This window comes from Mangrovibacterium diazotrophicum, assembly GCF_003610535.1.
Classification (GTDB): domain Bacteria; phylum Bacteroidota; class Bacteroidia; order Bacteroidales; family Prolixibacteraceae; genus Mangrovibacterium; species Mangrovibacterium diazotrophicum.
This window is the reverse complement of the sequence record NZ_RAPN01000001.1, coordinates 774,091-790,878: the sequence shown is the minus strand read 5'-3', so window position 1 is coordinate 790,878 and position 16,788 is coordinate 774,091. Positions and strand designations below refer to the sequence as shown.

8 protein-coding genes are annotated in these 16,788 nt (G+C 44.8%); all 8 read left to right on the top strand.

Annotated elements, in window-relative coordinates; translation table 11 throughout:
* The first annotated feature begins 110 nt into the window (after positions 1-110).
* The 8 genes from BC643_RS03210 (at position 111) to BC643_RS03175 (ending at position 16,781) form a co-directional block, all read left to right on the top strand.
* On the top strand, positions 111-692 hold the full coding sequence (locus BC643_RS03210) for an RNA polymerase sigma factor (protein ID WP_147377121.1): 582 nt from the start codon (positions 111-113) through the stop codon (positions 690-692).
* Positions 693-755: 63 nt separating this feature from the next.
* Entirely contained in the window at positions 756-1,769 is a 1,014-nt protein-coding gene (locus BC643_RS03205) for a FecR family protein (RefSeq protein ID WP_120271727.1), read from the top strand.
* A 90-nt stretch (positions 1,770-1,859) separates the two neighbouring features.
* A complete protein-coding gene (locus BC643_RS03200; protein ID WP_120271726.1) occupies positions 1,860-5,111 on the top strand; it encodes a TonB-dependent receptor in 3,252 nt (1,083 codons plus the stop codon).
* Positions 5,112-5,123: 12 nt separating this feature from the next.
* Positions 5,124-6,656: a RagB/SusD family nutrient uptake outer membrane protein gene (locus BC643_RS03195; protein WP_120271725.1), complete on the top strand. Its 1,533-nt coding sequence runs from the start codon at positions 5,124-5,126 to the stop codon at positions 6,654-6,656.
* A 354-nt stretch (positions 6,657-7,010) separates the two neighbouring features.
* The gene (locus BC643_RS03190) at positions 7,011-9,797 is read left to right on the top strand and encodes a family 78 glycoside hydrolase catalytic domain (protein WP_120271724.1); all 2,787 of its coding nucleotides are present in this window, start codon (positions 7,011-7,013) and stop codon (positions 9,795-9,797) included.
* A gap of 28 nt (positions 9,798-9,825) precedes the next feature.
* Positions 9,826-10,950 (top strand): glycoside hydrolase family protein, encoded by a 1,125-nt coding sequence (locus BC643_RS03185; RefSeq protein ID WP_120271723.1) that lies wholly within the window; start codon positions 9,826-9,828, stop codon positions 10,948-10,950.
* Positions 10,951-11,039: 89 nt separating this feature from the next.
* Positions 11,040-13,466 carry a beta-galactosidase GalB gene (galB, locus tag BC643_RS03180; protein WP_211337967.1) on the top strand — a complete coding sequence of 809 codons (2,427 nt, stop codon included), beginning with the start codon at positions 11,040-11,042 and terminating at the stop codon, positions 13,464-13,466.
* Positions 13,467-13,472: 6 nt separating this feature from the next.
* Positions 13,473-16,781: a glycoside hydrolase family 2 TIM barrel-domain containing protein gene (locus BC643_RS03175; protein WP_120271722.1), complete on the top strand. Its 3,309-nt coding sequence runs from the start codon at positions 13,473-13,475 to the stop codon at positions 16,779-16,781.
* Positions 16,782-16,788: the final 7 nt, after the last annotated feature.

Here is a 16,788-nt window from a genome sequence, read left to right as displayed (position 1 = left end):
CATTTAACCTCTATTAAATCCGTCGATTAATATACCAGGAGAAGAGGCAAACTTTGCTTTCTCCTTAAAGCTGTTTACTTTCGTAGCAAATCCTAATTAACGAATAGAACTTGCCCAAACTTGAGCTCAATACTGAAAGAGAGTTGGTCGAACGCTTTGTCTCAGGTGATCAGATGGCTTTTGAGATCTTGTTCCACCGTTACAAATCAAAACTGAATGGTTTTGTATTGAAGTTTGCTCCCTCCCAGCTGGATGCAGACGATGTGGTGCAACGTGTTTTTATAAAGTTGTGGACTCAGCGCGAAAAAGTAAATCCGGATCGTGCCTTTGTATCTTTCATATTTACCATTGCCCGGCACGAGGTTGTTGACCAGTTGCGAAAGGGCATCACCCGAAAGCTTTATTTTGTAGGAAATGAAGCGATGATTGATCTTCATGTTACGGACCAGGAGGAAGGGGATTGGCGCAAGGAACTGGAAGATAAGGTCGTGGCATTGATTGAAAATTTACCGGAAAGACGAAAGCAAATTTTTAGAATGAGTCGATTTGAAGGTTTGAGCTATAAGCAAATTGCCGGTCGACTGGAGATTTCTGAAAATACCGTTGATTCGCAGATTCGGCACGCGTTGAATTACATTCGTAAAGAACTCACCAAGGCGCAGATAATGCTTTTTTCAATTTTTTTCAAATAATTTTTGTTTTTGCCTTCACGGAAAACCTAACACAGGTTCGTAATAGGAGTAAAAGCTCGTGCTATGAACCCTAAAATAGATCTTCTTTTAAATCGTTTCCTGCAACGAGAACCTCTAACAGCAGAAGAACTGAGAAGCCTGAAAAAATGGATTGACGATCCTGCTAACACAATTCTGCTAAATAATTGGGTACAGCGCATCTGGGATATGAGTAACGAAGTGGAAAGTGCACTTCAATTTGACGATCTGGTGCAGGAGATCAATTACGAATACCAGTCACAACAAAACCGAAAAATTTCTTCCTCCATAAAGTTCTTAAAGGTGTTTCAGCGCGTTGCCGCAATTTTAATTCTTCCTATAATTCTCTTGTTTACATACTACTTTTTCAGAACTAACAGTGATTTGACGACAGACTACACTGAGATTATTGTTCCTCGGGGGCAAAAGTCGGAAATGGTTATGGCTGATGGAACTCATGTTTGGTTAAATTCGGATTCACGCTTAAAATATCCAACCAATTTTCTGAGAAGTAGGGATCGTGAGGTCCAATTGGAAGGTGAAGCTTATTTCGAAGTCTCGAAGTTCAAACACGAAAAATTCCGGGTGCTAATGGGACGTGCTACGGTGGAGGTCTTAGGAACCCGTTTTAATGTAAAAGCATATCCGGATGAGCAGCAAATTGAGACTTCGCTGTTGAGTGGCCGGGTAAATTTACTATTGAAGGATGGAGAGCGTAGTCAAAAAATTGCAATGCTTCCGGGAGAGAAAATTGATTTCAACCTGGACCAAAATAGCCTGAAAAAAAGCGGATTTAACGAAAGCAATGTGGTTGCATGGAAAGATAACCATTTGGTTTTTGCGGATGACAGTTTTGATGAAGTGGTGCGCAAAATTGAGCGTTGGTATAACGTACAAATTCAATATGATCCCGCTGAAATGGAAAACGAGCAACTTACGCTGGAGTTGGACAAGGAGGAAAGTATTGAACGGCTCATGGAAATCATGGGGAAAATCATGCACATCGAATACAAGATAAATAACAAGAATATCACAATCAAAAAACAAAACTTAAGCTAATGTAACCAAACAAAAACGGGTAGTTCTGCGCCAACATACACTACCCGCCAAATTCGTAAACAAACGTTTAACGAAAAACTAAACAAACATATGAAAAAAAGTAAAATCGACCTGCATTGGTGGAGGTATCCACTATGCAAAAAAATGATGAGAGTTATGAAACTAACCTTCATGCTAGTCCTTTCCGGGTTTATGGCCTTAGCATCGAATTCTTATTCGCAGCTAACGACTGTATCAATGGACCTGAAGCAAGCCTCGGTTGTAGAGATTTTTGATGTCATTGAAGCGCAAACGAACTACCAAATTGCGTACAACAGTAAAAATTTAAATACGAGTGAACGGATGGATTTAAAGATCGAGAATAAGAACATTGCTGACGTTCTTGATCTTGTATTGAAAAATTCGGCGGTACATTACGAATTTATGGGCCGATACATTGTAATATCTGATGATAAAGATGCTCAGACTGGCATGTTGCAGATGCAACAGACCATATCTGTAAAAGGGAAGGTGACCCAAAGCGATGGTACCGCTATTCCAGGTGCAACTATAATTGTAAAAGGGACTTCGATTGGTGGTATCACCGATTTCGAAGGTAACTATAGTTTAACTGATATTCCGACAGATGCTGTTTTGGTATTTTCATTCGTCGGGATGCGTTCTCAGGAAGTGAGCATCGACGGTCGCCAAACCATCGACGTACAACTCGAAGAAGAAACCATTGGATTGGAAGAGGTGGTAGCCATTGGGTATGGTACCGTCAAAAAACGTGAGTTGACCGGTTCTGTGTCTTCGGTGAAGGCTGAAGATTTTAACGAGGTTGCAGCCAGCGATCCAATGCAACTGATACAAGGTAAAGTGGCTGGTTTGAGCATTACCAGGACGAATGGGGGAGACCCAACTGAAGGTTTTGAAATTCGTCTGCGTGGTTCATCGTCAATCAGTGCCGATCAGGAACCATTAGTTGTCGTAGACGGAATTCCTGGTGGTGACCTGAATTCAATTGCTCCTGAAGATATTGAGTCGATGGACATTCTGAAAGATGGTTCTGCTGCGGCGATCTACGGAACACGCGGTACCAATGGGGTAATTTTGGTTACAACCAAACGCGGAAAACAAGGCAATATGCAGGTTGAGTTTACTTCGAAATACACTACACAGTCTATTCTCAAGAGGGTAGAAGTCCTCAATGCCGATGAGTACCGCCAAATGAAAACCAAACTTGAAACAACCCATCCAGAGGTTGCGGCAGGTATGGTTGATTATGGTTATGATACAGATTGGTTTGATGAAATTGTTCGAACGCCACTTAGTCATGTTCAACACTTGTCTTTTAGCGGAGGCATGAATAAAACGACTTATCGTATGTCGCTTTACTACACGCAACAGGAAGGGGTGATGTTGACTTCGGAACTGGATGAGTATCGCGCGAATCTGAATTTACGTCAATTGGCATTGAACGATAAGCTGCAGTTTACAGTTCAACTGGGCTTGTCTGATCGAACTGATCATCCTGTGAACTACGATGCTTTCCGCCAGGCAATCAAGCGTAACCCAACCGAGCCTGTTTACAACGAAGATGGAAGCTTTTTCGAGATTGACGGTTGGCAATACGAAAACCCGGTTGGACAGTTGCTTGAACGAACTAGGGATAATACTTCCTCTTCTTTGTTTGCTAATCTTGGAGCAGAGTTATACCTTACCGAGTCGCTAAAAGCAGGTGCTGTCGGCGGTGTTCAAAGATACCGTTCATTGGATGGGTATTACGAGCCTAGTTACGCTTTTACACAGGAAACGGCAGGTACAACAGGATTAGCAAGCCGGACTGCATCGGCCAGCGAAACAAAGACACTCGAAACAACAATCGATTTCAACAAGGAATTTGGCGAGCACATTGTGAGTGCTACAGCCGGGTATTCGTTCCAGGAGTTTGTAAACGAAGGGTTTGAAGCGGAAAATGCCAACTTCATTTCCGACGATCTATTGTACAACGATCTAGGCTCAGGTACAAAGTTGACAGACGGGAACGCAGATATGAGTTCGTATAAAACCAAGAACCGTCTGGTTGGGTTCTTTGCTCGGGCTTCCTATAATTACAAAGGGAAATATTTTCTGTCGGCAAGTGTACGTCGCGAGGGATCTTCAAAGTTCGGAGATAATAATAAGTGGGGTACTTTCCCTGCTGTCTCTGGAGCATGGGATTTAACTCAGGAAAGCTTTATGGGCAACTCATCGCTCGACCAACTGAAAATTCGTGCTGGGTACGGGGTAACAGGTAATCAGGGCATCGATCCATACTTGTCGCTGTCGAGAATGGGACAATCTGGCTTTTTCTTTTACAATGGAGAGTTTATTCCTGGATATGGGCCGGTGAGTAATCCGAATCCAAACCTGAAATGGGAGACCAAACACGAATATAACGTGGGGGTAGACTGGTCTGTCAATCATGGAATTTGGAGTGGTACAGTCGATTTTTATGTGCGTGACACTAAAGACTTGTTGAATTTGTACGATGTGCCAGTTCCTCCAAACCTTTATGAAGAAACCATGGCTAACGTGGGTTCAATGCGTAATTCAGGTATCGAAGTTAGCTTGAACGCGGTGGCTATTAATAAGAAAGATTTCAAATGGAATATTTCACTGAATGGCGATTGGCGAAAAAATAAATTGCTTTCATTGTCAAATGAATACTACCAGTTGGAGTATCGTAATGTTGGCGAGATTGGTTCTCCCGGAGTATCAGCCTGGACACACCGCTACTATGAAGGCGGATCAATTGGTAATATTCATGGTTACGTGTACGAAGGTCTGACTGCAGATGGCGAGTGGATCTTCCAGGATACAAATGGTGATGGCGAGATTACCGTTGAAGACCGCACCGACATTGGAAATGGTATCCCTGATTTCTATGCTGGTTTAACGAATACCCTACAGTACAAAAACTGGGATATGTCAATCATGTTCCGGGGAATGTTTGGTCACCAGATCATTAATATGAAAAGGATTTTCTACGAAAACCCGATCATGTTACCGTTGAATATTATGAAATCGGCCATGGATTCAGAAATTTGGGACACGCAAAACTTCTCCAGTTACTATGTCGAAAACGGCGATTTTGTAAAGTTAGACAACCTGACTCTTGGTTATACGTTGCCATTGAAAAGCAAAAAGTGGTTGAAGTCCGGACGAATCTTTTTTACAGGTACCAACCTGCTTGTAATTACAGGGTACAAAGGAATTGATCCGGAAGGTGCAATTGGCGGTCTGACGCCAGGTTCTGACGATCGCGGAGATTATCCTAGTACACGTACGTACACACTAGGCATTAATATTAAATTTTAAACCTGATCAATCATGAAAAAACTAATAATACTATTTACATTGTTCAGCATGTGGTCGTGTACAAACCTGGATGAGGAAGTGTACGATACCATCGTGAGTGACGATTTTTATCAGACTGAAAAACAGGTGCTGGCTGCAGCAGGGCCTGCATATAACGAATTAAGAGGCTTGGTTCAGGTGTCCGGCATGTGGGGCATTAACGAACTGTCTACCGACGAGGCGGTATTACCGACCCGGGGAATCCACTGGGATAACGGTGGAATTTATCGCCGTTTGGCTTTGCATACCTGGACTTCGGAAGAAGGATATTTCAACGATGCATGGAAGTATGTTTACAACACCATTTCAAACTGTAACCGAATTTTATACCAGTTCGATCTTATTGAAGATAAAAGCGATGCCTTGATCAGCATTATGAATGAACTGAAAGCCGTTAGGGCCTTCGCTTATTTCAGTGGAATGGACGCATTTGGAAATATTCCGATCGTAGAAGATTTCGACGTTCCGGATGGTTATGCTCCGGAGAACAACACGCGTGCGGAAGTTTTTGAATTTATACGTTCTGAATTGGAAAGTAGTCTCGATGTATTGAGTAAAGCCAAGGATATGACGACGTACGGTCGCATGCACTACTATGCTGCACAAGCTATTCTGGCTAAATTATATCTAAATGCAGAAGTGTATGTTGGTGAGGAAATGTGGGATGAATGTATTTCAGCCTGCGATGATATTATTACTAACGGAGGTTATTCGTTGGCTAGCGATTATTATTCAAACTTCGCGATTGAGAATGAAGGTTCCTCGGAAAATATTTTTGTGATTCCTTTCGACGATACTTATACAACTACCTGGGGATATATGAACCAGTTTCAATATTGGACTTTACATTTTACAGCCAACAAAACCTTTAACATGGAGGCCGGAGGATGGAATGGTTTCTGTGCGATGCCCTCGTTCTACCGCTCCTACGATGAAAATGATATTCGAAGGAATTGTTGGTTAGTTGGCCCTCAATTATCATCCAGTGGCGAACAACTTTATTGTAATCAGGAGTTAGCTGGTAAGCCTCTTTCATATTCTATAGACCTGACTTCTCTTGAAGGATCATACGAAGACGAAGGGGCTCGTTTAGCTAAGTATGATTACACTGGTGCTAAGAACTGGACTGTCTCTTGCGATTATGCGGTGATTCGTTATGCCGATGTATTATTGATGAAAGCGGAAGCTGTGATGCGTAAAAACGGTGGCGCAGCAACTGATGTGGCTGTTGATTTGGTAAATGAAGTGAGAACGAGAGCTTTCGAAGATCCATCGGGAAAATTGTATACAACTTCTACGTTAACCATGGATGCTATGTTGGCAGAGCGCGGTTGGGAATTTGCTGGCGAAGGCTGGCGAAGAAATGACCAAGTCCGTTTTAGCGATTTCACTCAGGGGCGCTGGACTTTCAAGGATAGTGACTCGCCTGAAACACGCAGTATTTATCCAATTCCTCAGCCTCAGCTGAATTCTAACCCCAATCTGGATCAAAACCCAGGCTATTAAATCTGAAAAACATGAAAGCGAACAGAGATTCTTCCGAGTCTCTGTTCGTGTTTATTGGTAGTTGGTTTCTAACACACTAGTGAAACTGAAATATGACGAAATTTTATGTCGAAAATTATTCGTAACGTTTTCAAATTAAAAAATAATTACCTAATATTAAAGTTCACAAATTCAGTGAAATACAAAATGTAAACGTTATCATTAATTTTCTAGAAATTAGAAGATTATCCTTTCGGTTAAGAGCTGTTCAATTTTCAGATTTACAGGAAGGAGCAGCGAAAAATGACGTTTCATTAGCGTAACGAACTGGAATCGGACCTAAAAAATCGTTCGCAGAACGGAAAACTAAATCGAATGAAACGACTGACTGTACTTTTTTTAAGCCTGAACCTCCTTTTTGCCTGCTCCGCTCCGAAGATGAATATTCGGATTTCGGAGTGCTCGGTTGAGGGATTTTCAACCTCGTTGGCATTAATCGAGACTCAACATCCTCGTTTTAGCTGGAAGATGCAATCTGATCTTGATGGGAATAGTCAGTCTGCCTATGAAATTGTCGTTGGGCTGGATTCAAAAGATGTCGAAAAAAATCCTGTTTGGAATTCGGGTAAAGTAGAATCAAAACAATCGCAATTAACAGCCTTTGCCGGTCAGTCATTAAAAGCCGGAACCAAATATTTCTGGAAAGTGAAAGTTTGGGATGAAAAGGGGAAGGAATCCGGTTGGAGTGAAGTTAACTCCTTCCAATTTGGCTTGCCGGATGAAGCCGATTGGAACGGTGCAAAGTGGATTGGTTACGAAGATCTGCCTGCCGAAAAAAGACTGGTCGAAGGAATTAGTGGCTATGGCGACGCGTCGAAAGACAAGGTGGAGGAACGCGCTGTCATTCCCATGTTTCGTAAGCAGTTTGAAGTGACTGGTGATCTGGCTTCAGCGACACTTTTTATCAGTGGTTTGGGGCAATATGAAGCATCGCTTAACGGACAAAAAGTAGGTGATGCTTTCCTGGCTCCCGGTTGGACGCACTACGATAAAACAGCTTTGTACAACAGTTACGATGTAACGGAATTGCTCGAGAAAGGAGATAATACGCTGGGCGCAATCGTTGGTAATACCTTTCATTACAACAACCGCGAGCGCTACCGGAAACTGATTATTGCCTACGGTTTTCCAAAATTGATCTGCAAATTGCAACTAAAATATACAGACGGTCGCACGGAAACAATTGTCTCCGATTCCAGCTGGAAAACGTCTCCGTCGCCAATAACCTACAGTGGAATTTATGGCGGGGAGGATTATGATGCGAACTTGGAACAACCGGGCTGGAACAAAGCTGGTTTTGACGATCAGGCCTGGCAGACCGTGAAATTGGTGCAGGCTCCGACAGGGCAATTAAAAGCGGATCCGAATCATCCGGTGAAAGTTATGTCGACTTTCGAGCCGGTTGCGATCAATCAAATAAATGATTCAGTTTGGGTTTACGATTTTGGACAAAATGCCTCAGGAATTATCGATGTAACACTAAAAGGAGAAAAAGGCCAAACCGTTAAATTTTCTCCGGGCGAGTGTTTGAAAGATGATGGTTCCGTTAGTCAGCGAGGCAGTGGTTCTCCTTATTACTTTAAATATACGTTGAAAGGAGAAGGCTCAGTAGGCTGGAAACCTCGGTTCTCGTATGTTGGTTTTCGGTACGTGCAGGTTGAAGGAGCATGCCCTGATTCTGTTGATTCACAATTTCCGACTGTGGAGAAAATACAATCCCTGCATACCCGAAACTCGACTACTCAGGTTGGAACATTCGCTTGTTGCAATGAGCTTTTCAATCAAATTTTTGAGCTGATCAACTGGGGCATCAAAAGCAATCTGCAGTCGGTGATGACCGATTGCCCAACCCGTGAAAAGCTGGGCTGGATTGAGCAAACCCAGTTGATGGGAACGAGCGTACACTTCAATTTCGACATTTATAAGCTTTACCAAAAGCTGATTGCGGACATGGAAGACGCCCAGACCGATGAAGGTTTGGTGCCGAGCATTGTGCCCGAATACATCAATTTTGAGTATTACGATGCCGCTTTTCGCGATTCGCCCGAGTGGGGCAGCGCGTCCATTATCCTACCCTGGCTGATTTACAAATGGTATGGCGATGCCGAGGTGATGACGCAGGCCTGGCCAATGATGCTGCGTTACATGAGTTATCTGGAAAGTAAGGCAACTGACAATATTCTTTCGCACGGTTTGGGCGATTGGTACGATGTTGGGCCGAATGAGCCGGGATTTGCGCAATTGACACCGGTTCCGCTGGTGGCAACAGCCACCTATTTCTACGATGCACAATTGATGGCTAAAGTTGCGGCTAAACTGGATAAAAAAGATCAGGCTGACCATTTCGAAGAGTTGGCTCAAAAGATTAAAACGGCGTTCAATCTTGAATTTTCCAGAGCAGATTCGGCCAGTTATGCAACAGGTAGTCAAACGTCTTTGGCAATGCCGCTGAGCCTCGGTTTGGTTGACAAGGCAAATGAGCCTATAGTTCTGGATAATTTGATCGAACAAATTGAATCGGATGGTAAAGCAATTACGGCGGGCGATGTTGGATTTCACTACCTGGTGGATGCGCTGACCCGCTTCGGGAAATCGGAATTGCTTTACGAAATGAATAACCGCGACGATGTTCCCGGCTATGGCTATCAGCTGAAAATGGGAGCCAATTCGCTGGCTGAGTCGTGGCAGGCTTTGCCTTCAAAATCGTTAAATCATCTCATGCTGGGTCACCTGATGGAATGGTTTTACCAAGGCTTGGGAGGTATCCGGCAAGCAGACAATTCGGTAGCATATAAATCGATCGTCATTCAACCGGAGATCGTTGACGATCTGACTTTTGCGAATGTGTCTTTCAATTCTCCATACGGAACAATCGTCAGTAATTGGACGAAGAAGGAAGACTCATTTACGCTGCATGTGGAGGTTCCGGTGAATACGACAGCCAAGGTAATCCTACCACTGGAGGGAGATGTGCGGGCCTGGGCTTTACAATCGGCGGAAAAGTCTACAGAACTGGTTAAGCCGCTGGAGAAAGTAAATGGTAAGTCAGCCTTTGAAATTCAATCGGGTAGCTACGAATTTGAAATCAAAATGAAACAATAAACCGGTCAACGACCGCTTTGGAATAAACATGAAAAGAACATTTTTTGCATTAGTACTGGCAGCGCTTTCAATGGTTGCTTGCTCACCTAAAAAGATAGAATTACCTACAACCGTCTCTCAGCTGAAGATGGACGAAATTTATAACGAGGTGAAAACGCCCTATAAATATGGGCTGGTTATGGTGCCCGATAGCAATTCGTACAAAATGGATTGCCCGACGATCTTCCGTCACGACGACCAATGGGTGATGACCTACATTATTTTTGACGGTCGTGGTTACGAGACACACCTGGCGTTGAGCGACGACCTGATCCACTGGAAGGAGCAAGGTGCGATTATGCAGTTCTCGGATACCACCGACTGGGATGTCAATCAAAAGGCCGGTTATCCGTCGCTGATTCATTACGATTGGGGAAGCGATTATGGTATCGACACCTACGACGGGAAATATTGGATGAGCTACTTTGGTGGTAACTCAACCGGATATGAAAAAGGTTTGCTGTCGGTTGGGATGGCTTATACCTCAGGAGATCCGGCGACTTTGCACCAGTGGGAGCGTTTGGCAGTGCCGGTGATGACTTCGAAAGATGCAGATGCCCGTTGGTACGATAACAGTACAATTTATAAGAATTTTATCATCAAAGATGAAGAACGTCTGACCGGGCATCCGTTTGTGATGTACTACAATGCGCGCGGCGACAGCATCAATCCGGATCGCGGTGCTGAACGCATCAGCATGGCTGTTTCCGACGACATGGTCAATTGGAAGCGCTTTGGCGACGAGCCTGTTTTGAATCACCACAAAGGTATTACCGGCGATGCTGTCATTCAGAAAATCGGCGATGTGTATGTGATGTTCTTTTTCCGTGCCTACTGGCCCGATGGGCAAACGGTTGTTTACAACAGCTTTGCTGCTTCATACGATTTGGTGCATTGGACGGAATGGAATGGCCAGCACCTGATTGAGCCTTCAGAAAACTACGACGATTTATTTGCTCACAAAGCCTACGTCATCAAGGTTGATGGTGTGGTTTATCACTACTACAATGCAGTAGACAAACTGGGTAATCGCGGAATCGCTTTGGCCACTTCAAAAGACTTGGGCAAAAGCCCGATGACTTTTAATTCAACGGAAGAATCAACAGTGAAGTAGGGGCGGGAAGTCAGACAATAGAAATCAGAAAAAGAGACTCTGTGAAACTCTGCATTTTCTCAGCGATCTCTGTGTTTAAAAATAAAAAGATGAATAAATCGACCAAACGAAACATACGTCTGTTGATGCTCTTGTCACTAACAGGACTCATTTTCAGTTGTCAACCTAAACAATTAGCAGATCGACAAAACTTCGACAAAGACTGGAAATTTATGCTGGGCGACGACTCGCTCGCGTTTCAGGCGGGTTATGAAGATGGAAGCTGGCGAAAGCTAAATGTGCCCCACGATTGGAGTATCGAAGGCGAGTTTAGCGCTGATGCGCCATCAACCACCGAAGGCGGGGCACTTCCAACCGGAATTGGCTGGTACCGCAAGAGTTTTCGTTTGGAAAAACCGACAAGCAATAAAAACTTCTACATTGATTTTGATGGTGTTTTTTGCAACAGCGAAGTCTGGATTAACGGTCATTTTTTAGGCAAGCGTCCTTATGGCTATATTTCATTTCGTTACGACTTGACGCCCTATTTGAATTACGGTGAAAGCGAAAATATCCTGGCTGTTCGGGTTGATAATTCGGCTCAGCCTGCTTCACGATGGTACACCGGATCCGGCATTTACCGCCATGTTTGGCTGGTTGAAAAGAACCCGGTTCATGTGGCACATTGGGGAACTTTTGTAACCACTCCCGAAGTTTCTGAAACGCTGGCGAAGGTTCATCTGGATATTCAACTCGAAAATACAGATACACAGGAGCAGGAAGTGCTTGTGAAATCGTCGGTTTTGGATAGCCAGGGAACAGTTCTTGCCAAAGCTGAATCGACATTGACGGCGACGAATGGAATTTCATCTTTGACCCAAAATTTTGAGTTGAATAATCCGGCACTGTGGTCGCCCGAGAATCCAAACTTATACCAGGTAAAATCGGAAGTTTTCAAAGAGGGAAAGCTTGTGGATGAATACAACACGCCACTTGGTTTGCGTTGGTTCGAATTCACGCCGGACAAAGGCTTTTTCCTGAATGGCAAACCTTACAAGTTACATGGTGTCAATCAGCACCACGACCTGGGAGCTTTGGGGGCAGCTGTAAATACGCGTGCGATGGAGCGCCAATTAGAAATTCTGAAGGAAATGGGCGTAAACGGCATTCGCATGGCACACAATCCTCCGGCTCCCGAACTGCTGCATTTGTGCGACAAAATGGGCTTCCTGGTGATCAACGAGTCTTTCGACGAATGGAAGAAAACGAAAGCCAAGAAAGGCTATCACCTGTATTGGGATGAATGGCACAAGCGCGATTTGGAAGATATGATTTTGCGGGACCGTAATCATCCTTCAATTTTTGTTTGGAGCATTGGAAACGAAATTCCAGAACAATTCGATACAACCGGGATTCGAATTACCCGCGAGTTAGCTGATATCGTCAAGTCGTTGGACACGACTCGACCAATAACAGCGGCTTTAACGGAAACTGATCCGGAAAAAAATAATCTCTACAAATCCGGAGCACTGGATTTACTGAGTTTCAACTATAAACACGAGGAGTATTTGAAATTTCCGGATCGTTACCCGGGCGAGTGCATGCTGGCGTCTGAAAATATGTCGGCTTTGTCATCCCGCGGGCATTACGATTTTCCTTCGGACAGCGTGCGCATTTGGCCGCCGGCTTACAATGCTCCGTTTGATGGAAATCCGGATCTGACGGCTTCTTCCTTCGACAACTGTATCGCCTATTGGGGAGCCACGCACGAAGATACCTGGGCGGTGGTGAAGAATAATGACTTCATCCCCGGCATGTTCATTTGGTCGGGCTTCGACTATATCGGCGAGCCTTTGCCGTACCCGTACCCAGCGCGCAGCAGCTATTTGGGAATCATCGACCTGTGCGGTTTTCCCAAAGATGTGTATTACATGTATCAAAGTGAATGGACTGATAAAACGGTGTTGCACCTGTTCCCTCACTGGAATTGGACCGAAGGACAAACCGTCGATTTGTGGGCTTATTACAACAACGCCGATGAAGTGGAACTGTTTGTGAATGGCGTTTCGCAGGGCCGGAAGTCGAAAGAAAAAGATCAGTTTCATGTGATGTGGCGGGTGCCGTTTCATGCCGGAAGTGTTCGGGCAGTGAGTTATAAAAACGGTGAAAAAGTGGCTGAACAGGAAATCCACACGGCAGGTCAGGCCGCAAAAATCGAATTGATCGCAGATCGCAACAACATAAAGGCAGATGGAAGTGATCTTTCTTTCATCACGGTGAAAGTGACGGACAAGGACGGAAATATGGTGCCCGATGCAGCCAACCTGATCAATTTCAATGTTGACGGAGAAGGTTTTGTTGCCGGGGTTGACAATGGTTACCAGGCCAGCACTGACCCATTTAAAGCCAGCTACCGGAAAGCATTTAATGGCATGTGTTTGGTAATTGTGCAAAGCACTGAACATGCCGGAAATATTAAAATCACGGCCAGTAGTGACGGTTTAGAATCGAATTCATTGACGCTTACTTCTAATTAAATCAGCATGAATTTCAAAAACAATATAGTATCATTTGCCTGTTTTGTAACCGGCCTCTTGTTTGCAAACGGTGGAATCGCGCAGGGAGAAACCGGTGTTTTGGCCGGCATTCCGCCGCTGAAGACAACGGAGATGGCTGAGCCCTGGGAAAACCCGGAAGTGAGCGGCATCAACCGCGATGCCTCGCGCGTGACTGCGTATTCGTTTGCAACAACCGAAGAGGCACTGAAAGGTGATCGTGAAACCAGTGGCCGTTATGAAAGCTTGAATGGGGACTGGGATTTCTATTTTGCCATGAAACCTGCCGATGCTCCCAAAGACTTTTACACGTCGAAAGTGAGTGGCTGGGATAAAATTGAAGTGCCGTCGAATTGGGAAATGAAAGGCTACGACAAGCCGATTTATAAAAGTGCTGTGTACCCGTTTCGCCCGATTAATCCGCCTTACGTGCCGCAGGATTACAACCCGGTTGGTTCGTATCAGCGTTCATTTACGATCCCTGCCAATTGGAAAAATATGAACATCACCTTGCATTTTGGCGGGGTGAGTTCCGGGTTCAAAGTTTGGGTGAACGGTAAATTCCTGGGGTATGGCGAAGACAGCTGCCTGCCTTCCGAATTTAACGTGACTCCTTATTTAAAAGATGGCGAAAATATTGTTTCTGTTCAGGTGATTCGATGGAGCGACGGGGCTTACCTGGAAGACCAGGATCATTGGCACATGAGCGGCATTCACCGCGAAGTATACCTGATGGCAGAACCGAAAATACGCATTGCCGATTTCTTCTATCAAACCAAATTGGACGATGATTATCGGGACGCGACCTTCAGCCTTCGCCCGCGTATTGAAAACCTGACAGGCGACAGCGTAAAAGGTTATGAACTTGAAGCGATGTTGTACGATGCTTCCGGAAAGCCAGCATTGAAGGAGCCTCTGCGTAAAAGTGCTTTGGATATTTTAAACGAAACCTGGCCACGCCTTGACAATGTGAAATTTGGCTTGCTGGAAACTAAATTGGAGAATCCGCTAAAATGGAGCGACGAAGAACCGAATTTATACACGCTGGTTTTGACGATGAAGGATAAAACGGGCGCTGTAACGGAAGCCAAAAGCTGCAAAGTCGGATTCCGAAAAATCGAGTTTGATCCGGTTACTTCAAAGCTGTTGATCAATGGTAAGGAGACCTATATTTACGGCGTCAATCGTCACGATCACGATCCGGTGAAAGGTAAGGCACTTTCCCGCGAGGATATTTTAAAAGATGTGCGGCAAATCAAACAGTTCAACTTCAACTGCATTCGCACTTCGCACTACCCGAACGATCCGTATTTCTACGATTTATGCGATCAATATGGAATTCTGGTTATCGATGAAGCCAACTTTGAGACGCATGGTTTGGGAGGAAAGCTAGCCAATCAGCCAAAGTGGTTGGATGCCCATTTGCAGCGGGTGGTTCGCATGGTTGAACGCGATAAAAATCATCCCTCGGTGGTTATTTGGAGTTTGGGGAATGAAGCTGGCCGTGGTCCGGCAACAGCAATTATGGCGGCTTATTGCCATGATTACAACATTACCCGGCCGGTGCACTACGAGCCTGCGATGGGCGACCAAAAGGTGAAAGGCTACATTCCGCCGGGCTCTCCGAATTACCCGAAGGATCATTCGCACCGGATTCAAACTCCGCTCGACGAATCGTATATTGACATTGTCAGCCGTATGTATCCCGCTCTTTACACCGGGCCGCTTTTGGTTAATCAGGATAACGGAGATAACCGGCCAATCTTCTGGTGTGAGTATTCGCACTCTATGGGAAATTCTACCGGAAACATCAAAGAATGGTGGGATCAAATCCGTTCAACGCCTCGCATGATTGGTGGCTGTATTTGGGATTATAAAGATCAGGGATTACTGAAAAAGGATGAAAACGGAACCGAGTTTTACGGCTATGGTGGCGATTTCGGCGACACCTTGTTAAACGACAATAATTTCTGCATAAATGGAATTGTGGCTTCCGACGGACGGCCAAAGGCTGCCATGTACGAGTGCAAATGGGTTTTTCAACCGGCCAGTTGTGAGCTGGTGGATGCTGATGAATTTGAAGTGAAAATCACCAACCGTCATGCTGTTCAAAACCTTTCCGTTTATGTGCCAACCCTGAAATTTCAGGAAGATGGTAAAGTGATCAAAACGCTTCAGTTGGCCCCGATTTCTTTGGCTGCCGGAAAGGATACAGTAATCAGTTTTAAAAATGAACGACCGAAAATGAAGGCTGGAGCTGAGTATTTGGCGACTCTTTCCTTCCGATTGACAGATAAGACAAGCTGGGCAGATGCCGGATTTGAAGTGGCTTTTGATCAATTTGCCTTGACAGGGCTGAGTTCGGAAACTTCTTCCGAAAAATCGCAGCCTGCGATTGAAGTGCAGGAAACAGCAGAGGTTTTTGTGCTGACTGGAAAAAACTTCAATCTGAAATTTGACAAAACAAACGGAGCGCTGAGTTCTTACAAATGGAAAGGCGAGGAGCAGTTGTTTGCGCCGCTGTTGCCGCATTTTACCCGTCCGCTCACCGACAATGACGAGCGAGGATGGAAGCCGCAGAAGAAATTAAAAGTATGGTACGATGCCGTGCCGAAATTGCAATCGGTGGAAACAGCTACCAAAGCAGATGGAACGATCGAAGTTCGCAGTAATTACGAGATTGTTCCGGATAGCGCTTCTTGCACGGTCGTTTACAGCTTGCGCGGCGATGGTGCATTGAAAGTTGACTATGAACTAAGAGCTTCACCGGAGTTACCCCATATTCCGAAAGTTGGTATGCAGTGCGGTATTGCAGATGCTTATCGTCAGATCAGCTGGTACGGAAAGGGACCTCTTGAAAACTATTGCGATCGCAGCTTTGGCTTCGAGGTTTCAACTTATTCGCTTCCCATTGATCGATTTATAGAACCTTATGTAATGCCTCAGGAAACAGGTAATCGCACGGATGTTCGTTGGATGTATTTGTCGAACGAGCAAAAGACGGAGGGCTTGCTGGTCGTGGCCGACAGTCTGTTGAGCATGAGTGCCTGGCCGTGGACCGAAGCGAATATCAACGCTGCCAAACATACGAATGAGTTGAAAGAAACGGGCTACCTGACACTGAATATCGATTTGAAGCAAATGGGAGTTGGTGGTAACGATAGCTGGTCGATTGTTGCTGCGCCGGAGCCGCAATACCAGATTCCTTCGGGTACTTACCACTACCATTTTTACCTGGTACCTTTTGCTGCCGGAAAGAATGAGACCAACAAGCAAATCTTTCAATACAAGTTTTAGTTCAAAG